The 18,773-nt window shown below is 72.6% G+C and carries 16 protein-coding genes; 11 read left to right on the forward strand and 5 right to left on the reverse strand.

All coding sequences use genetic code 11. From position 1 onward, the window contains the following. Positions 1–25: 25 nt before the first annotated feature. Positions 26–613: a lysophospholipid acyltransferase family protein gene (locus OHS82_RS33010; RefSeq protein ID WP_370444146.1), complete on the forward strand. Its 588-nt coding sequence runs from the start codon at positions 26–28 to the stop codon at positions 611–613. 88 nt (positions 614–701) lie between these two features. Next, a complete protein-coding gene (gene der, locus OHS82_RS33015) occupies positions 702–2,183 on the forward strand; it encodes a ribosome biogenesis GTPase Der (RefSeq protein ID WP_057579825.1) in 1,482 nt (493 codons plus the stop codon). 78 nt (positions 2,184–2,261) lie between these two features. On the opposite strand, the gene OHS82_RS33020 is transcribed toward der, so the two are convergent. Then, complete coding sequence (locus tag OHS82_RS33020) at positions 2,262–2,675, reverse strand: hypothetical protein (protein WP_057579912.1); 414 nt, start codon at positions 2,673–2,675, stop codon at positions 2,262–2,264. 186 nt (positions 2,676–2,861) lie between these two features. Further along, positions 2,862–3,644: a hypothetical protein gene (locus tag OHS82_RS33025; RefSeq protein ID WP_057579823.1), complete on the reverse strand. Its 783-nt coding sequence runs from the start codon at positions 3,642–3,644 to the stop codon at positions 2,862–2,864. Positions 3,645–4,181: 537 nt separating this feature from the next. On the opposite strand from OHS82_RS33025, the gene OHS82_RS33030 reads away from it, so the two are divergent. The 3 genes from OHS82_RS33030 to OHS82_RS33040 all read left to right on the forward strand — a co-directional run bounded on the left by OHS82_RS33030 (position 4,182) and on the right by OHS82_RS33040 (position 6,722). Continuing rightward, complete coding sequence (locus OHS82_RS33030) at positions 4,182–4,964, forward strand: LysM peptidoglycan-binding domain-containing protein (protein WP_057579821.1); 783 nt, start codon at positions 4,182–4,184, stop codon at positions 4,962–4,964. A 120-nt stretch (positions 4,965–5,084) separates the two neighbouring features. Beyond that, entirely contained in the window at positions 5,085–6,098 is a 1,014-nt protein-coding gene (locus tag OHS82_RS33035; RefSeq protein WP_057579820.1) for a helix-turn-helix transcriptional regulator, read from the forward strand. A 408-nt stretch (positions 6,099–6,506) separates the two neighbouring features. Then, complete coding sequence (locus OHS82_RS33040; RefSeq protein ID WP_057579818.1) at positions 6,507–6,722, forward strand: I78 family peptidase inhibitor; 216 nt, start codon at positions 6,507–6,509, stop codon at positions 6,720–6,722. A 152-nt stretch (positions 6,723–6,874) separates the two neighbouring features. On the opposite strand, the gene OHS82_RS33045 is transcribed toward OHS82_RS33040, so the two are convergent. Together OHS82_RS33045 and OHS82_RS33050 are read right to left on the reverse strand one after the other, a co-directional pair. After that, complete coding sequence (locus OHS82_RS33045; RefSeq protein ID WP_057579815.1) at positions 6,875–7,909, reverse strand: phosphatase PAP2 family protein; 1,035 nt, start codon at positions 7,907–7,909, stop codon at positions 6,875–6,877. Positions 7,910–8,115: 206 nt separating this feature from the next. Next, complete coding sequence (locus tag OHS82_RS33050) at positions 8,116–9,390, reverse strand: mannosyltransferase family protein (protein WP_328435097.1); 1,275 nt, start codon at positions 9,388–9,390, stop codon at positions 8,116–8,118. A 360-nt stretch (positions 9,391–9,750) separates the two neighbouring features. On the opposite strand from OHS82_RS33050, the gene OHS82_RS33055 reads away from it, so the two are divergent. Beyond that, a complete protein-coding gene (locus OHS82_RS33055; RefSeq protein WP_328435098.1) occupies positions 9,751–11,346 on the forward strand; it encodes an MFS transporter in 1,596 nt (531 codons plus the stop codon). Between the two features lie 122 nt (positions 11,347–11,468). Next, positions 11,469–12,659: an acyl-CoA dehydrogenase family protein gene (locus OHS82_RS33060; protein WP_057579809.1), complete on the forward strand. Its 1,191-nt coding sequence runs from the start codon at positions 11,469–11,471 to the stop codon at positions 12,657–12,659. 36 nt (positions 12,660–12,695) lie between these two features. Here the strand turns inward: OHS82_RS33060 and OHS82_RS33065 are convergent, their stop codons facing one another. Next, complete coding sequence (locus tag OHS82_RS33065) at positions 12,696–13,133, reverse strand: cell division protein SepF (protein ID WP_057579807.1); 438 nt, start codon at positions 13,131–13,133, stop codon at positions 12,696–12,698. A 311-nt stretch (positions 13,134–13,444) separates the two neighbouring features. Between OHS82_RS33065 and OHS82_RS33070 the strand changes: the two genes are divergently transcribed. From OHS82_RS33070 to OHS82_RS33085, 4 genes are all read left to right on the forward strand, one after another. After that, the gene (locus tag OHS82_RS33070; protein ID WP_057579805.1) at positions 13,445–14,662 is read left to right on the forward strand and encodes a DUF5685 family protein; all 1,218 of its coding nucleotides are present in this window, start codon (positions 13,445–13,447) and stop codon (positions 14,660–14,662) included. Between the two features lie 290 nt (positions 14,663–14,952). Beyond that, positions 14,953–15,582: a GTP-binding protein gene (locus OHS82_RS33075; RefSeq protein WP_057579804.1), complete on the forward strand. Its 630-nt coding sequence runs from the start codon at positions 14,953–14,955 to the stop codon at positions 15,580–15,582. Between the two features lie 617 nt (positions 15,583–16,199). Beyond that, positions 16,200–17,120, forward strand: coding sequence for a S1 family peptidase (locus tag OHS82_RS33080; RefSeq protein ID WP_328435099.1), 921 nt, complete (start codon positions 16,200–16,202; stop codon positions 17,118–17,120). 492 nt (positions 17,121–17,612) lie between these two features. Further along, positions 17,613–18,695, forward strand: a complete 1,083-nt coding sequence (locus OHS82_RS33085) for a S1 family peptidase (protein ID WP_328435100.1) — start codon at positions 17,613–17,615, stop codon at positions 18,693–18,695. The last annotated feature ends 78 nt before the right edge of the window (positions 18,696–18,773 follow it).

Below are 18,773 nucleotides of genomic sequence, written 5' to 3' on the forward strand. Positions count from 1 at the left end.
CGGCCGGCGCATCGGCGTCGGCCTGATGTACGGGCTGTGGAAGCCGCGCGTGCTGGGCGCCTGGAAGGTACCGGCGAGCGGCCCGCTGATCTTCGCGATCAACCACTCCCACAACATCGACGGACCGATGGTGATGGGGGTGGCCCCGCGGCCCACGCACTTCCTGATCAAGAAGGAGGCGTTCATCGGCCCGCTGGACCCCTTCCTGACCGGCATCGGCCAGCTCAAGGTCGACCGGGACACCACCGACCGCACGGCCATCACCCGCGCGCTGGGCGTGCTCGCGGGCGGCGGGGTCCTCGGGATCTTCCCGGAGGGCACCCGCGGCGAGGGCGACTTCGCCGCCCTGCGCGCCGGGCTCGCCTACTTCGCGGTGCGCGGCGGGGCGCCGATCGTGCCCGTCGCCGTGCTGGGAAGCACGGAGCGCCGCGGACGGTTGGTCAAGGCGCTGCCCCCGCTGCGCTCCCGCGTCGACGTCGTCTTCGGAGACCCGTTCGACGCCGGTGACGGAAGCGGCCGCAGGACCCGCAAGGCACTGGACGAGGCGACCGAACGGATCCAGAAACAACTGGCCGCCCACCTGGAAAACGCAAGGCGCCTGACCGGGCGCTGAGCGACACTGAATGACCGAGTAGTGGATCAACCCGGACGAACGGGGCGCTCCACCGATCACCACGATGGAACGACGAGGTACGGACTTCATGAACGACCACAGCCAGCCCGACGGCTCGGATGCCTTCGAGCACGATCACGGGGCGCTCGGTGACGCCGAGTACGCGGAGTTCATGGAGCTCGCCGCCGTCGAGGGCTTCGACATCGAGGACGTCGAGGGGGCCATCGAGGAGGCCGGTCACGGGCCGCTGCCCGTGCTCGCCGTCGTCGGCCGCCCCAATGTCGGCAAGTCGACCCTGGTGAACCGCATCATCGGCCGCCGTGAGGCCGTCGTCGAGGACAAGCCGGGCGTCACCCGCGACCGCGTCACCTACGAGGCCGAGTGGTCGGGCCGCCGCTTCAAGCTCGTCGACACCGGCGGCTGGGAGCAGGACGTCCTCGGCATCGACGCCTCCGTGGCCGCACAGGCCGAGTACGCGATCGAGGCCGCCGACGCCGTCGTCTTCGTCGTGGACGCCAAGGTCGGCGCCACCGACACCGACGAGGCGGTCGTCCGGCTGCTGCGCAAGGCAGGCAAGCCCGTCGTCCTGGCCGCCAACAAGGTCGACGGCCCGAGCGCCGAGGCCGACGCCGCCTACCTGTGGTCCCTGGGCCTCGGCGAGCCGCACCCGATCTCCGCACTGCACGGCCGCGGCACCGGCGACATGCTGGACGCCGTCCTGGAGGCACTGCCGGAGGCCCCCGCGCAGACCTTCGGCACCGCGGTCGGCGGCCCCCGCCGGATCGCGCTCATCGGCCGTCCGAACGTCGGCAAGTCCTCGCTGCTGAACAAGGTGGCGAACGAGGAGCGCGTCGTCGTCAACGAGGTCGCGGGCACCACCCGGGACCCGGTGGACGAGCTGATCGAACTCGGCGGCGTCACCTGGAAGTTCGTCGACACGGCCGGCATCCGCAAGCGCGTCCACCTCCAGCAGGGCGCCGACTACTACGCCTCTCTGCGCACCGCCGCCGCCGTCGAGAAGGCCGAGGTGGCGGTCATCCTCATCGACGCCTCGGAGTCGATCTCGGTCCAGGACCAGCGCATCGTCACCATGGCCGTCGACGCGGGCCGCGCCCTCGTCATCGCCTACAACAAGTGGGACACCCTCGACGAGGAGCGCCGCTACTACCTGGAGCGGGAGATCGAGACCGAGTTCGCCCAGGTGGCGTGGGCCCCCCGGGTGAACGTCTCGGCGCGCACCGGCCGCCACATGGAGAAGCTGGTCCCGGCGATCGAGACCGCGCTGGCCGGCTGGGAGACCCGCGTGCCCACGGGCCGCCTGAACGCCTTCCTCGGCGAGCTGGTCGCCGCGCACCCGCACCCGGTGCGGGGCGGCAAGCAGCCGCGCATCCTCTTCGGCACCCAGGCCGGCACCAAGCCGCCGCGGTTCGTCCTCTTCGCCTCCGGCTTCATCGAGGCGGGCTACCGGCGCTTCATCGAGCGCCGGCTGCGCGAGGAGTTCGGCTTCGACGGCACCCCGATCCACATCTCGGTGCGGGTGCGCGAGAAGCGCGGCACGAAGAAGAAGTAGCCCGGCGGAAGCCGGGCGGGACCGAGCGGAGGGCGGCGCCTGTGACGGGCGCCGCCCTCCGGCCGTGTCCGGCCCCGGTCAGAAGGTCCTGCGGGGGGCCGGCGGGAGCGCCGCCGGGATGTGGTGCATCGCGGTGGGCTGGTGCTGCTGCTGGCCGCCGATCTGCCCGACCCGCTGCCACTGCGACTGCTGCCCGTTCCCGTGCCGCGCGCTCTGCGCCCCGGCGCTGTAGGCGCTGTACGAGCTGCTGAACGACCCCGGGCGGGGGGCCGGGTACGAGCTAGTGTGGTGCGGGATGTTCCCGAACGCGGTGAACCCCAGGTCGTCCTCGCCGCTGCGGTCACCCGGCAGCGAGCGGAACGTCTTGACGTACTCGGCGTAGAGCGCGTCGTAGATCGGCGTGGCCGATGGGCCGCCCTGCGCGTCCTGCGCCGGTCGCGCGGAGGGGATCGACGGGAAGGACGGGCGGCGGGGAACGTCGTAGGTGTGCACGTATGTCCAAACGAGGTCGGACATCAAGGGATGCGGCCGGACGGCGTGCCGTCGGGCGCGTGAGCCCCGCACGCCCGCACGCCCGCCGCACGTCCGCACGCCCGCCGTACGGGGCGCGGGACGTGCGGGGCGCGGGACGTGCGTGCGGCGTGGGAGGTGTCTGCGGGGCCCCGCGCCCCGCAGACCTCAGGTTCCGGCGAGCGGCAGGGCCGCCCCGACCAACTGCCCGCCCGCGGCGGCCTTGTCGAGCGCGTCCCGCAGCAGGTCCTCACGGGGCTGACGGCCGATCGACCCGACCGGGGCCGCGAACATCAGCACCTGCTGGTGCTTGTTGGCGGCGGCGCGCCACCCCTCCGTCACCTGCAGCGGCTGGTGAGCCTGCCACCAGGCGACCGGCTGGCCGCCGTTCGCCGAGGGCTGCAGCACCGCGTGCAGCTGGCCCATGGCCAGCAGCACCGACCAGCCGTGCTGCACCGGCGGCACCTCGGACAGCTGGGAGAGCGGCATGAAGCCCTGCTCGATGAGCAGCGGCAGGAAGTCGTCGCCGGCGCCGGTGGTGCCGGGCCGCACGATGGGCGCGGTCGGCTCGACGACCAGGGCCGGGTGCAACTCCCCGGCGATCAGCACGAGTCCGCTGGTCACGCCGAGCACGGCCTGCTCGGGGGCGACCTTGCCGGCGTCCAGGTCGGCCGAGTCGCCGTTGATGGAGCGGACCGCGCCCTGCAGCTGCTCCTCCGTGACCTGGACGACCTGCGAGGGCAGGCAGGTGGAGTGGGCGAAGGCGAGGACGGCGGTCTCGTCCCCGATGAACAGGACGGTGCTGGTGCGCTCGTTGTCGGAGTCGCCCGGGGTGCGGCAGGACGTGCAGTCGTAACTGCCCGGGGCGTTGTCTCCGGCGAGCAGCCGGTCGGCTTCTTCGTCGCCGATCTCGGCGCGAACCTCGTCGCTGACGTCGAGCATGCGCGGCACGGGGGGCTCCCTCGGATGCGGTGCTGGGGCGAGTCCGGGTGGCCCCGGCTCGTGGTCCGGGCGGGTCCCCGGCTCATGAAGAAGACAACGGGCGATCTGTGGCGGGAGTCACGCTGCAGAGCGAACGGAATCGAACCATCCTGCGCGCACGGTCACCCAGGGTGCGGAACCGGACACTCCCTGTCAAGTAACGGGGAGGTCACGGAAGTTGATCCGGTGAGCTGACTCACAGTCGACCGGGGCCTCCGGTCGACAAAGCGGGAAATGAGCGGATGAAACAGGTGGCCGAAAATCGCTGATACCCAAGGTAACCGGCAAGTGGCCTGGGGCGGAGGTGAGTTGGTTGATAACGACTCGTCAGCATCCCTAGATTGCTCCGCCGTGTGCAACGAGCACCGCTCGGGAACGTCCGCCGGCCGCGCGGCCAGACATCGCGCAGCACGACCGCCGGCGGACGGGACGGAGCACGACGACCGCGCCCTGTGCGCCAGACGTGCCCCGTCCCGGGGGAGCCCGGGTTCGTAGAGAGGGATCTACATGTCCGAATGTGCCGATATCCGCACCCGCAAGTCGTCGCGCAAGACGGCGGTCCTCGCCGGGGCGGTACTTCTCGCCCCTCTCGGACTGCTGTCCGCGACCGGCGAGGCCGCAGCGGCCGACAGCGGGGTGTGGGACCGCATCGCCCAGTGCGAGAGCGGCGGCGACTGGCACATCAACACCGGCAACGGGTACTACGGCGGGCTGCAGTTCTCCGCCGGCACCTGGCGCGCGTTCGGCGGCGGCGCCTACGCGTCCACCGCCGACAAGGCCAGTAAGGCACAGCAGATCTCCATCGCGGCGAAGGTGCAGAACGCCCAGGGCTGGGGCGCGTGGCCGACCTGCTCGGCGCGCGCCGGAGCCTCCGGCAGCGCACCGGGCGCCGGCTCGTCCACGGACGGCTCGGGCTCCTCCTCGGGTTCCTCGAAGTCCTCGAAGACGTCGACGTCGTCGAAGTCGTCGCATTCCTCCGGTTCGAAGAAGTCCGCCGCGAAGTCGGGCTCCTCGGAGAAGCCGAGCTCCTGGAAGGCCGGTTCGGGCGCGGATTCGCGCGCCTCGGGTTCCCCGACGTCGGGTCAGGGTTCGTCCGCCACCGGGGACCGCGCCGGCGAGCAGGCCTCCCGCGGCGCCTCCCGCGGTGACTACACCGTCCGTGAGGGCGACACCCTCAGCACCATCGGGGCCCGGCACGGCATGACCTGGCAGCGCGTCTACGCCGCCAACAGGACCGTCGTGGGCGGCGACCCCGACCTGATCGTGCCCGGACAGCGCCTCGTGCTCTGAGCCGCTCCCCCGCCGGGACACGACGGCCCCGTCCGGTCCGACGACGGGACGGGGCCGTTCCCCGGGGCCTCTGCGGCGTCCGGCGGGTCCGGCACGTCCGCCGTGAGACACACTGGGCGCATGCTGGAGACCTCCGCCCGACTGCTGCGTCTGCTCTCCCTGCTCCAGGCCCACCGCGAATGGTCCGGCACCCAGCTCGCCGACCGGCTCGGCGTCACCGCGCGCACGGTGCGCCGGGACGTGGAACGGCTGCGCGAACTGGGCTACCCGGTCAACGCGACGCCCGGCACCGGCGGCGGCTATCAGCTGGGCGCCGGGGCCGAGTTGCCGCCCCTGCTGCTGGACGACGACGAGGCCGTCGCCGTCGCCGTGGGGCTGCGGACGGCGGCCGGGCAGGGCATCGAGGGCATCGGCGAGACCTCGGTACGGGCGCTGGCCAAGCTGGAGCAGGTGCTGCCGCACCGGTTGCGCCGACGGGTGGGCGCCCTGAACGCCTTCACCGTGCCGATGCTGCGCGGCCCGCGGTCCTCCGCCGTGGACCCGGGCCTCCTCACCGAACTCGCCCATCTCTGCCGGGACGCGGAGCGGCTGCGCTTCGACTACCGGGGGCACGACGGCGGCGAGACCCGCCGCACGGTCGAACCCCACCGGCTGGTGTGCACCGAACGCCGCTGGTACCTGGTCGCCTGGGATCTCGACCGGGCGGACTGGCGCACGTTCCGGGTGGACCGGCTGACCCCGAGGCCGCCGCACGGCCCGCGCTTCGACCCGCGCGAGCCGCCCGCCCAGGACCTCGCCGGGTACGTCTCCGAGGGCGTCTCCACGCACGCGTACGCCGTCCGGGCCGCCGTCCGGCTGCTGGCGCCCCTGGCCGAGGCCGCCGAACGCGTCTCGCCCTCGGCGGGCACGCTCGAGCCCGACGGGGAGGGGGCCTGCGTGCTGCGCACGGGAGCCGCGAGTCTCGATGTGATGGTGATCCACGTGATGATGGCGGGCCTCGAGTTCGAGGTGCTGGAACCCGTGGAGCTGAACGACGCGATCAGAACCGCCCGCGACCGGCTCGACGCTGCTCTGGCCCGGGCCGCGGGGCCCCGGACACCGCCCGGCGACCCGGTGCCGGCGCCGCGCCCCTGACGGCCGCCCGGCCCGCCGAGGGCCCCCTCGGACGTCTGCGGACTCCCTCGGTCGGCGCCGCCGCGCCGGCCCGAGGTCCGGCCGGCGGCGCCGGCCGGACATGTGGAGGGACCGTGTATTTCCTACGGGCAGTCAGCTGCGCGGAGCGCTCCGGCAATCGGAATGGAACGGGTTTCGACGGTTTCGGATACGGCGCCGCAGACGTTTTTCGCAGGGTTTTTCGAAGGGCTCGGACGCCGTGCGGAAATCACGTTCGAATGCATGAACAAGATGTACGAAATCGCTCGTACGTGTGACGGGGTTAGGCCGAAACGCGTGTCGTGATCCTGTGACAGAAGCGTGACCGCAGTGATCCGCAAGCCCCGTACGGGGTTCCCGGGGGCTCGCCCGGCGGCCTAGCGTGGCGGCATGGCAGCGAACCCCACTCCGCCAGCGGAGCCGCAGGACAGCCCGGACGGATACGTCGGCCTCGAGGTCGCGCAGGCCGAGCGGCTCGCGCGCGAACGGGGGTGGTCGACGGTGCGCTCGCTCGCGCCGGGGACGATCATCACCATGGAGTACCGCTTCGGCCGGTTGAACTTCGAGGTGCGCGAGGGGCGGGTGGCCCGCGCCTGGAAGGGCTGAGCCGCCCGGCCGGCACCGCGCGGCGCCGCCGCACCCGCGAGGCCCCGCGGAGACGGCACAGGCCCCGCTTCCCGACGTCGGGAAGCGGGGCCTGTGTGCGTGGGCCGGGGGTGCGTACCGGGCTCCGCCGCCGTGAGGCGGATCCGTGCGGGTCAGCCCCCGGTCAGGGGGCGGGCCGTCGATGTCGTGGCGCCGCGGGGGAGGCGGTCGGCGTGCGGTGGCCGGCGGCTGCCGGCCGGGGTGACCGGCGTGCGCTCCGAGCGGGTGGTGTGCGGGCCGGGGGCCAGATAGACCGGCGCGCGCGGCGGACGGGCCGTGGCGGCCGTCTCGCGGGGGCCGGCTGCCTCGTCCTGGGCGGAGGCGGCGGCGCCCGCCGCGACCGGCACCGGAACGGCCACCGGGGCGGCCGGCACCGGGAGCGCGCCGCTGCGGCGTTCGCGCAGACGGTCGCGCAGGGTGAAGATCGCGACCTCGGCGCGCGCGATCAGGGGCTCGCACCACGGCAGCGCCAGCAGGACGAGCAGACCCGCGGCCCAGCCCAGCACCACGTCGCTCAGCCAGTGCGTACCGAGGTAGACGGTGGTGAGGCCGACGCCGAGCGAGACCACCGCGGAAACGGCGGACAGCCAGCGGCGGGCCCTCGGCGTGGAAGCCAGATACGCGAGGATTCCCCAGGTCACGACGGCGTTGGCGGTGTGGCCGCTGGGAAATATATCGCCGCCCAGACCCATCTCGTTCGAGCCGATGGTGGTCGCGTAGTGCGGCCCCAGCCGGCCCATGCCGAGCTTGGCGGCCCCGACGGTGATGTTCAGCAGCAGCAGTGAGGCGCCCAGGGTGAGCAGCGGGCGCAGGGTGTGCTGCCGCCAGGATCTCCAGCCGAGCCACGCGGCGACCATCACGGCGGTCGGGCCGCGCTGGCCGAGGACCACGTAGTAGTCGAGGAAGGCGTGGATCTCCGGCCACTGCTGGTACGGCCGGAAGAACATGACCTGCCAGTCGAAACGGACCAGCCATGACGTGACCACCACGAGCCACACGATCGCCAGATAGAAGGCCAGGGTCGCGACCAGCAGCGCGACCCTGTGCCTGCTCATCTTCGGCACATCGATGTGGGCCGGTCGTTCCGGCTCACGGTCGAGCCTGGCGAACACCCGGTCCAGACGGGTGAGGTTTTGTTCGGTACGCACCTAAACGACGTTACAGCGAGTGAGCTCGTGACCCGGCCGATTCCGCTGGTTTGTGATGACGATGTGATGTGGGATTGCTCTCAGAACGGTGACAATTCCCGAGGAATCCACAATCCTCGAACGCTCCTTCCCGCAATTCCTTTGATCATTCCAGGGGATGACTTTAGGGAAGTTATGAAAGGCTGCACGGAAAGGGCCGTCCGCGTCTACGGGGGGCCCGAGCCGTTCAGCCACCACGCTCCGTACACGGCCGACGCGACCGCGAGGCACCCCACCACCAGCGTCGACCGGGAGGTCCGCAGTCGGGCCAGGGCCCCCGCCGGCGGCAGCAGCAGCGGGAACGCGGGCAGCAGCAGCCGGGGCTTCGAGCCGAAGTAGCTCGACGCGCACAGGGCGAGGGCGAGCACCACGCCCCCGTACACCAGCAGCGGCAGCGGCTGGCGCTGCCGTACGCAGACGACGTACAGCCGGAGCAGCAGGGCGACGCCGACGATCAGCCCGACCCCGGCCAGGGCCGACGGGAACGCCGTGAACTTGTCGCCGACGAAGCGGGCGAAGGCGTAACCGCCGTCGAAGCCGTTGCGCCAGCCCGCCTGGACGTCGAGATAGCCGAGGGGTCCCCGGCCGGTGCGGTGACCGACCCACAGGACGTAGCCGGCCGCGCCGAGGGGCGCGAGCAGCATGCCGAGGGCGCGCGCATCGACACGGGGCCCGTGGGCGGTGACCCCGCGCCCCGAGGCGGGCTCGGCGGGCGGCCGGGAGGCGTGCCCGGGGTCGTGCGCGCCGGGGTCGAGCGCCGTGCCGCGGGTTCGCACGAACGGGCCCGTCCCCGGGGCCCGGCGCTCCCGGATGAGGGACGCCGATGCCGCCGCCCAGACCGCCGCGACCACCGCGAGTCCGACCGGGCGGGTCAGACCGGACAACGACGCAAGCACCCCCGCGGTCACCCACCGGCCGGTGAGCACCGCGTACAGCGACCAGGCGGCCAGCGCGGTGAAGAGCGACTCGCTGTACGCCATCGACTGCACGATCCCGACGGGGAGCACGGCCCACACCAGCACCGCGCAGATCCCCGCCCGCCGCCCGTACACGTGGTCCGCGACCGCGAAGATCCCCCAGGCCGCCGCGAGCGAGGCGACCGAGGAGACCGCGAAGCCGGCGCCGGCGTACGACAAAGGGGTCGTCGCGTGGAGCAGCCTCTCCAGCCAGGGCAGCAGCGGGAAGAAGGCGAGATTGGAGTGGACGTCGCCGTTCGGCAGTCGGACCTCGTAGCCGTATCCCAGCTCGGCGACCCTCGTGTACCAGAGGGCGTCCCAGCGGGCGGTGAGCAGGGTGTACGCGCTCTTGTCGCGGGCCGCGCTCCACAGGACGAGGGCGAGCAGGCCCAGGGCGCGCACGGCCGCGTACCCGAGGAGGGCGGGGGCTGCCCGGCGCAGGGCCGCGGAGCCGGGGGGCGTCGCGCGCACGTCAAGATCGGTCACGGGCCGATTATCGACGGCGTGCCCGGCTGCCGGGACCGCCGGGGCGCACTGACCGACGCACGTGGCAGGGCGGGGGAGGCCCGCGAGCGGCCGGGGAGCGGACCGGGGAGCGGGCCGGGAGCGGTGCGCGAACGACCCGCGACCCGTACGACGTGGCCCGCCGCGAGTGGCGTACGCCACACGGGTTGCCCCTGAGCGGTGAGAGGTCCGCCACGTGGCCCCGGCGCGAACTCGCGTACGCTGCGTGTCACTCGTGTTCGTCTGCGCGGGCCGGAGACCACCGCTCCTCTCCGGCCGAGCCACGGGGAGTCCCCACCTCGTGAGCCCGCCGAACCGAGGGATCACCTGGGAGGTACGTACATGTCCGGGACGACCACGGCCGCCGTCGGGCTGCGCCGTCGGGCGGCCGGGGCCGGTGCCAACCGCTGGGTCGTCCTGGTGGTGCTGTGCGTCAGCCTGCTCCTGGTCGCCGTCGACGCGACGGTGCTGCACGTGGCGGTGCCCGCCGTCACCGAGGACCTGCGGCCCGGCGCCATCGAGCTGCTCTGGATCGTCGACACCTATCCGCTGGTCTGCGCCTCGCTGCTGATCCTGTTCGGCACGCTCGGCGACAAGGTGGGCCGAAGACGAATCCTGCTGCTCGGGTACGCCCTGTTCGGCGTCGCCTCCGCGCTGGCCGCCTTCGCGGGCAGCGCCGAGGTGCTGATCGTGGCGCGGGCGCTGCTCGGCGTCGGCGGCGCGATGATCATGCCGGCGACGCTGTCGATCCTGCGGCAGGTGTTCCCCGACCGCCGCGAGCGGGCGCTGGCGATAGGCATCTGGAGCGCGGTGGCCGCCGTGGGCGCGGCCGTGGGCCCGCTGCTCGGCGGCTTGCTGCTGGAGCACTTCTGGTGGGGCTCGGTCTTCCTGGTCAACATCCCGCTGATGCTCGTCAGCCTGCCGGTGGGGCGACTGCTCCTGCCCGAGTCGAAGGGCGCGGGGGACGGTCCCTGGGACGTGGTCGGTGCGCTGATGGCGGCGGCGGGGCTGTTCTGCGCGGTGTTCGGCGTGAAGCGGCTCGGCGGCGGGGAGGCCGGTCCGCTCACCGTGCTCCCGCTGGCGGCCGGCGTGGTGCTGCTCGTGGCGTTCGTCCGCCGTCAGCGGCGGCGGGCTCACCCGCTGGTGGATCTCCGGATGTTCGGACGGCCGGCGTTCAGCACGTCGGTGGGGTGCATCGTGCTGGCGATGCTGGCGCTGGTCGGCCTCGAGCTGATCGCGGCGCAGTACCTCCAGCTGGTGCTGGGGCTGTCCCCTCTGGAGACGGGTCTGCGCCTGCTGCCCCTGACGTTCGCCGCGATGGCGGCGGGGCTGGCCGGGGCGCGGCTGTTGCGGCAGTTCGGGCCCCGCCGGATGGTGTGCGGGGGGTTCGTCCTGACGGCCGCGGCGGTGCTGACGCTGACCGCGATGGGCGAGTCGGACAACACGGGGCTGTTGCTGTGCGGCTTCCTGCTGCTGGGCTTCGGTCTGGAGACGACCCTCTTCGCGGCGTACGAGTCGATGCTGAGCGAGGCCCCGCCGGAACAGGCGGGCGGGGCGGCGGCCATCGGAGAGACCTCGTACCAGCTGGGCGCGGGCATCGGCATAGCGCTGCTCGGCAGTGTGATGAACGCGGCGTACGCGCCCGGGCTGAGCTCCGTTCCCGGGGTGCCCGCGTCGGCGTCGGCCGCGGCGGGGCATTCGCTGGGCGAGGCCTACGAGGTCGCCGGGCGGCTCGGCGGACCGGCCGGAGCGGCCCTGCGTGCCACGGCCCGGGGCTGCTTCGTCCACGGACTGCATGTGACGTTGCTGGTCAGCGCCGGGTTGCTGCTGCTCGGGGCGGTGATGGCGCTGCGCCTGCCGCGGACCATGCAGTGCGAGTCGCCGCCCGTGGAGCTGCCCGCTCCCAGGGAGGTCGCGCCGTCCCGCGTCTCCGTGTGACGGCTCGCCGGGTGGACGTGCGGCGCGTCGCGTCGTAACGTCACCCGGGACATCCTGACTAGCGGTGCTAGTTTTACCTGGCTGGCGATGCTGGTCTTCTTGGTTCTGCCGGAGGCTGCCGTATGTCCGCGTCCTCGAAGTTGCCGCCCTTCGACCCCGCCGACCCGCTCGGGCTCGACGACCTGCTCGAGCCGGAGGACCTCGCGGTCCGCGACACCGTGCGCGGCTGGGCGGCGGACCGGGTGCTGCCGAACGTCGCCGAGTGGTACGAGCGCGGGGAGCTGCCCGTCATCCGGGAGCTCGCGCGGGAGCTCGGCGGGATCGGCGCACTCGGCATGTCGCTCGACGGCTACGGCTGCGCGGGAGCGAGCGCCGTCCAGTACGGGCTCGCCTGCCTGGAGCTGGAGGCCGCCGACTCCGGGATCCGGTCCCTCGTCTCCGTGCAGGGCTCCCTCGCCATGTACGCCGTCCACCGCTTCGGCAGCGAGGAGCAGAAGCAGGCGTGGCTGCCCCGGATGGCGGCCGGCGAGGTCATCGGCTGTTTCGGGCTCACCGAGCCGGACCACGGCTCCGACCCCGCCGGCATGCGGACGCACGCCAAGCGCGACGGCTCCGACTGGGTCCTCAACGGGCGCAAGATGTGGATCACCAACGGTTCCGTCGCGGGCGTCGCCGTGGTGTGGGCGCAGAGCGACGACGGGATCCGGGGGTTCGTCGTGCCGACCGACAGCCCGGGCTTCTCGGCCCCGGAGATCAGGCACAAGTGGTCCCTGCGGGCGAGTGTGACCAGCGAGCTCGTCCTCGACGACGTGCGGCTGCCCGCCGACGCCGTGCTGCCGGAGGTCACCGGTCTGAAGGGGCCGCTCAGCTGTCTGAACCACGCCCGCTACGGCATCGTGTGGGGAGCGATGGGGGCGGCCCGCTCCTGTTTCGAGGCCGCCGTCGGATACGCGAAGACCCGTGAGCAGTTCGGGCGGCCCATCGGCGGCTTCCAGCTCACCCAGGCCAAGCTCGCCGACATGGCGGTCGAACTGCACAAGGGGATCCTGCTCGCCCACCATCTGGGGCGGCGCATGGACGCCGGCCGCCTGCGTCCCGAGCAGGTCAGCTTCGGCAAACTCAACAACGTGCGGGAGGCGATCGAGATCTGCCGGACCGCGCGTACCGTCCTCGGGGCCAACGGGATCTCGCTCGAGTACCCGGTCATGCGGCACGCGACGAATCTCGAGTCGGTGCTCACCTACGAGGGCACCGTCGAGATGCACCAGCTCGTGCTGGGCAAGGCGCTCACCGGACTCGACGCCTTCCGCTGACCCCCGGAGGGGGCAGGGCCGGCGAGCGGCCCTGCCTCAGCTCTGGTTGAAGAAGCCGTCCGTCCGGCGCGCGGACGGGTCCCCGTTCACGATCTCCGTGTTGGCGGGGGTCAGCAGGAACACGCGGGTGGACACCCGCTCGATCGAACCCCGCAGGCCGAAGATCAGACCGGCCGCGAAGTCGACGACGCGCTTGGCGTCGGCGGACTCCATCGCGGTGAGGTTCATGATGACCGGCACGCCCTCGCGGAACAGCTCACCGATCGCCCGCGCGTCCCGGAAGCTGTCCGGGGTGACGGTGCCGATCCGGCGGCCCTTCTCCTCGGCCGTGTCCGTGGCCACCTTCACGCGGGGGTCGGTGACCCAGGCGTCGCCGGAGTCGGTCCCCTCGGAATAGTCGTCGTCGTAGTAACGCTCGTCATCGTTGTCGTCGACGAGGCCAAGCCAGGCACTCGCCTTGCGCACCGATCCCATGGACGCCTCCTCTCACAGCGGTCATTCTGCTTTCCGCATTCCCCATGGTCGTCCATGATGCGGATGTCGCGCCAAGTGGATAGACGCCGTGCGGGGGGTTTGTGACGGTACTGGTGCACAGGGAATCCGTCGAGAGCCCGCGTCTCCCAAGGGTCCTACCGGATACGACTGCTGACTGTGAGTGAAATATGATTCTTCGTGGCGGATGGGTGACGCTCGGTGCGTCCGGGTGAACGAGTGCCCCGGATCCGGCACGACAATCAGTCGATAGCATGCGGCAGCTCAATGTCCCAAGGACGACGGGGGTTGTCGTGTTCGGAATCGTCAGACCGTGCTCTCACCGGCTCGGGGAGAGCCTCAAGACCCAGTGGATGGCGCACCTGTGCGGGCTGTGTCTCGCGCTGCGCGGCGACCACGGGCAGTTCGCGCGGGTCGTCACCAACTACGACGGCCTGCTCATCTCGGTTCTGACGGAGGCTCAGGCCGAGCGCGCCACGGCCGGCGGGTGGCGGCGCACGGCGGGACCGTGCCCGCTGCGCGGCATGCGCACCGCGTCCGTCGCCCAGGGCGAGGGCGCCCGGCTCGCGGCCGCCGTCTCGCTGGTGCTCGCCTCCGCCAAGGTGCGCGACCATGTCGCCGACGGGGACGGCCTGCTCGCGCGGCGGCCGGTCGCCGTCGCCGCGCGCCGGGTCGCCGCCGGTTGGGGACGGGCCGGAGAACGGAGCGGGGCCGCCGTCGGGTTCGACACCGCCGTCCTGGTCGACGCCGTGGACCGGCAGATCGGCATCGAAGCGCTCGCCGGACCCGGCACCCCGCTGCTGACCGTCACCGAGCCGACCGAGACCGCCACCGCCGCCGCCTTCGCGCACACCGCGATCCTGGCCGGCCGGCCGGACAACACCGCGCCGCTCGCGGAGGCCGGCCGCCTCTTCGGACGTCTCGCGCATCTGCTGGACGCGGTCGAGGACCGGGAGGCGGACGCCGCGGCCGGAGCCTGGAACCCGCTCACGGCCACCGGGACCCCGCTCACCGAGGCCCGCCGGCTCGCCGACGACGCCCTGCACGGCATCCGGCTCGCCCTCAAGGACGTGGAGTTCGAGGAGGGCCGGCTGGCGCATCTGCTGCTCGCCCACGAGCTGGAGCGTTCCGTCGAGCGTGCCTTCGGCACCCGGTCGTGCGGTCACGCGCACGGGCCCGAGGGCGCGTTCGGTCCGCCCACCGGACCGTACGCCCCGCAGAACCCGGTGGATCCGCACGCGCCCGGCAACCCGTACGGCAACCCCTTCGGCGGCGAGCCGCCCCGGCCCGGCAAGCGGGGCTTCCTGGCCGGCTGCGCGGTCGCGCTCGGGCTGTGCTGCACCTGCAAGGTGTGCTGCGCCGACGAGTTCGAGGGTCCCTGGTCGCGGAAGAAGCGCGAGGGCTTGTGCAACGACTGCGGCGACTGCGGCGACTGCTGTGATTGCGGCAACTGCTGTGACTGCGGTTGCTGTGACGGGTGCGACTGCTGTTCCTGCGACTGCTCCTGCTGACACGGCCGACCGCCTCCGCTGACACGGCGTCACCCGCGAGGCCACGACCGGGTTGCTGTTGCTGTTGCGGTTTCGGGCGGCTCGGCGGGTGCGTCCTGTCCGTTCGTGGCGGCGCTGCCCGTCACCGGTCCGGCGGGGCCGCCGCTGAGCGGCTCGCCGCCCGCACACGTATCCCTGGGTGAGGACGCGGATCTCGTGCGGCCGGTCCGCCGTCATGGCGGGCCGGCCTGGCCGCTCCGGGCGGACCCGCGCCGGGGCGCCGCGCCCGCTGCGCGAAAGGACCAGGGACCATGCCCGGGCGCTCCCGCTCCGACAAGACCGTGCCGCTCGCTGTGAAGATCGTGGTGAGCGGAGGGCTGGGGGTCGGCAAGACCACCTTCATCGGGGCCGTCTCCGAGATCGAGCCGCTTGACACCGAGGCGGCGATCACCCAGGTGTCGGTCGGGATCGACTCGCTCGAGGGCGTGGAGTCCAAGACGACGACCACGGTCGCGCTCGACTTCGGTCGGATCACCCTCGACACGGCCATCGCGCTGTACCTCTTCGGCACGCCCGGGCAGAACCGCTTCACGTTCCTGTGGGACGACCTGGCGGAGGGCGCGCTCGGGACGGTGGTCCTCGCGGACACCCGGCGGATCGAGGACTGCTTCCCGGCCGTCGACTACTTCGAGGCCCGGGGAGCGCCGTTCGTGCTCGCCGTGAACCGGTTCGAGGGTGCGGTGCGCATCGATCCGGAGGAGGTCCGGGACGCCTTGGGTCTGAACGCCGACGTGCCGGTGCTCGAGTGCGACGCCCGGGAGCGGGGTTCCGTGCGGGACGTGCTGGAGGCGCTGATGGACCGGGTGATCGGCTTCCGGGCGGGCCCGGGGACGCGCGACGGGACGGCGCCGGCCGCGGCCGCCGAGAAGGCGCCCGTGTGACGAGGAGCCGGGCGAGGGCGTGGACATGAGACGGGCGGACGCGTGGCGCAGGCCGGGGCGCGGAGGTGAGCCGGCCGGAGGCGTGGAACCGGGCAGGGTCGGACGCGGAGGAGCGGGCGGGGCGGCACGTGGAGGTGCAGGCGGGGCGGCACGTGGAGGTGCAGGCGGGGCCGGGCCTGCAGGCGGGGCCGGGCGTGGAGGTGCGGGCGGCCGGGGCGCGGTGGTGCAGTCGGGTACGGCGCGTAGGGCGTGGGCCTGGGGCGTGACGGCGGACCAGATCGGGGTGTACTGCCTCCGTGCGCCTTGTCGGTCGTTTCGTCCACTCCGCCCTCTCGGCGGGGAACACATGGGGCGTGGAGGTCGAGGCAGTGCGGCACAACCTGGTCTGAGCTGGGGCAAGAGGGCTGCAAGAGGGTTCAACTCACGCAGTTGGTTCACCGTCTGACGGCCGAAAGGCGCCCTTGCGCCTACCGGCCGTTCGGCCGAATACTCCCCCTCAGCGCTTGTCAGGGTCACGGCGTGTCCGAAATGCGGACGAACGTCGATCCTGGCTGCGCCTCACCCGGGCCCCGACCCCACACCACGGGCCCCCGACTTCCCCTGGGAGGGAACGAAACGTGAGGATCAAGCGCACCACCCCCACCACCCCCACCATCCCCACGCACGGCATCTCGAGACGGGCCCGGCTGACCGCCGTCGCCACCGGACTCGTGGCCGCGGCCGCCATCGCGATCCCCCATGCGAACGCGGCCGACGACGCCGTCTACAGCAGCGCCGAACTCAAGAGCGCCGGCGACTCGGTGCTCCGGGCGGACATCCCGGGCACCGCCTGGGCCGTCGACAGCAAGACCAACCGGCTGATGGTCACCGTCGACAGCACGGTGTCGGACGCGGAGATCGCGAAGATCAAGGAGCAGGCGGGCGACAACGCCGGCGCGCTCACGATCAAGCACACGCCGGGCAGGTTCAACAAGCTCATCGGCGGCGGCGACGCCATCTACGGCGGCGGCTACCGCTGCTCGCTCGGCTTCAACGTACGCAGCGGCAGCACCTACTACTTCCTGACCGCCGGGCACTGCGGCGAGGTCGCCTCGACCTGGTACTCGAACTCCGGCCAGACGACCGTGCTGGGCACCAACAGCAGCTACAGCTTCCCGACCAACGACTACGCGCTGGTCCGCTACACCAACACCTCGGTCGCCAAGGCGGGCACCGCGGGCAACACCGACATCACCAGCGCCGGCAACGCCACCGTGGGCCAGTCGGTGATCCGGGACGGCTCCACGACCGGCATCCACACCGGCCGGGTGACCGCCCTCAACGCCACGGTGAACTACGGCGGCGGCGACGTGGTGTACCAGATGATCCAGACCAACGTCTGCGCCGAGGGCGGCGACTCCGGCGGCGCGCTCTACACCTCCGGCGGTGTGGCGCTCGGTCTGACCTCCGGCGGCAGCGGCAACTGCTCGTCCGGCGGCACGACCTTCTTCCAGCCCGTGACCGAGGCCCTGAGCCGTTACGGCGTCAGCGTCTTCTAGCTCCTGGTTCCCGGCCGGGTCCCGCGGCCGACCGCAGGCGAGCCCCCGCACGCAACCGGCGTGCGGGGGCTCGCCCTTGTCCGCGGGGCGGGCTGCCGTCCCGGGGGAGCCGCCCCGCTTCGGGGAGCCCGCACGCGGCGGCAACCGCTTCCCCCGACGTCCTCCACACCTGCGACGACTTCCCCACCCGTGCCGTCCGCCGCGGCGGCGGATTTCGGCCAGGAGCGGGCCCGTCGGAGGTCGGCGCGGTGTGAGGGGTTACTCACCCGTAGCGTTTGCTGTGCGAATTTCCCTGCGGCGGCCCGCCGGTGACCTGCCGAGGTGGGGGACGGTGAAGGCGGGGAGGGCGCGCGGTGCTCACCCTGTGCGCGTCCTGAAGTCGACCTTGTGGGCTCCCTGTGCGGTTCGGAAGAGTGGGCGGCCGTCCACCAGCCTTCCGGCCCGCCGCGGTCCCCACGGCCGCCCGCGCCGACCCCCACAGGAGGAACCGAGTTGCAGCACCGACGCATACCCCGGCGACGGGCGGCCATGGCGGGAGCGGGCGTCGTCGCGCTCGTCGCGGCAGGAGTGACCTTCCAGACTGCGAACGCCAGCGAACCTGCGAAGACCTCGCAGCCCGCCCCGCTCTCGGCCCTCGCGGCCGGAAAACTCGCCTCGTCGCTCGGCCGGGACCTCGGCGCCGACGCGGCGGGCACGTACTACGACGCGAAGAGCAGGATCCTGGTGGTGAACGTCCTCGACAAGGCCGCGGCGAAGACCGTCGAGGCAGCCGGCGCCAAGGCCAGACTCGTCGAGAACTCCCTCGCCGAACTGACCGGCGCCCGCACCGCGCTGGCGACGGACGCGAGCATCCCGGGCACCGCCTGGGTGACCGACCCGACCGCCAACAAGGTCGTCGTCACCGCCGACCGCACCGTCTCCGAGGCCGAGTGGACCACCCTCGCCAAGGTCGTCGCCGGGCTCGGCAAGACGGTGGAACTCCAGCGCACGAAGGGGGAGTTCACGCCCTTCGTGGCCGGCGGCGACGCGATCACCGGCGGCACCGGGCGCTGCTCGCTCGGCTTCAACGTGGTCAAGGGCGGCGAGCCGTACTTCCTGACCGCCGGGCACTGCACGGACGCCATCTCCACCTGGTCGGACTCCTCCGGCGCGCAGATCGGCGCGGTCGAGGTCTCCAGCTTCCCGGGCGACGACTACGGCCTGGTCAAGTACACCGCCGAGGTCGACCACCCGAGCGAGGTGAACCTCTACAACGGCTCCGCGCAGGCCATCACGGGCGCCGCCGAGGCCACCGTCGGCATGAAGGTCACCCGCAGCGGGTCGACCACCCAGGTCCACTCCGGCACGGTCACGGGCCTCGACGCCACGGTGAACTACGGCAACGGGGACGTCGTCAACGGCCTCATCCAGACCGACGTGTGCGCCGAGCCCGGCGACAGCGGCGGTTCCCTCTTCTCGGGCAGCAGTGCCGTCGGCCTGACCTCGGGCGGCAGCGGCGACTGCACGGCCGGCGGGGAGACGTTCTTCCAGCCGGTGACGGAGGCGCTCTCGGCCACCGGGACGCAGATCGGCTGACCCGGCCCGGGCGTGGCCCCGGGCGCGGCCGGCCCGGGGTCACGCCCCGACCCGTCGGAGGTCCCGCCCCGCGTACGC

The organism is Streptomyces sp. NBC_00425, assembly GCF_036030735.1.
Classification (GTDB): domain Bacteria; phylum Actinomycetota; class Actinomycetes; order Streptomycetales; family Streptomycetaceae; genus Streptomyces.

Bases quoted from the DNA above. Each gene is read 5' to 3' on its own strand.
- OHS82_RS33010 (WP_370444146.1), top strand. From the start codon at position 26: ATGTACGGGCTGTGGAAGCCGCGCGTGCTGGGCGCCTGGAAGGTACCG.
- der (WP_057579825.1), top strand. From the start codon at position 702: ATGAACGACCACAGCCAGCCCGACGGCTCGGATGCCTTCGAGCACGAT.
- OHS82_RS33030 (WP_057579821.1), top strand. From the start codon at position 4,182: ATGTCCGAATGTGCCGATATCCGCACCCGCAAGTCGTCGCGCAAGACG.
- OHS82_RS33035 (WP_057579820.1), top strand. From the start codon at position 5,085: ATGCTGGAGACCTCCGCCCGACTGCTGCGTCTGCTCTCCCTGCTCCAG.
- OHS82_RS33040 (WP_057579818.1), top strand. From the start codon at position 6,507: ATGGCAGCGAACCCCACTCCGCCAGCGGAGCCGCAGGACAGCCCGGAC.
- OHS82_RS33055 (WP_328435098.1), top strand. From the start codon at position 9,751: ATGTCCGGGACGACCACGGCCGCCGTCGGGCTGCGCCGTCGGGCGGCC.
- OHS82_RS33060 (WP_057579809.1), top strand. From the start codon at position 11,469: ATGTCCGCGTCCTCGAAGTTGCCGCCCTTCGACCCCGCCGACCCGCTC.
- OHS82_RS33065 (WP_057579807.1), bottom strand. From the start codon at position 13,133: ATGGGATCGGTGCGCAAGGCGAGTGCCTGGCTTGGCCTCGTCGACGAC.
- OHS82_RS33075 (WP_057579804.1), top strand. From the start codon at position 14,953: ATGCCCGGGCGCTCCCGCTCCGACAAGACCGTGCCGCTCGCTGTGAAG.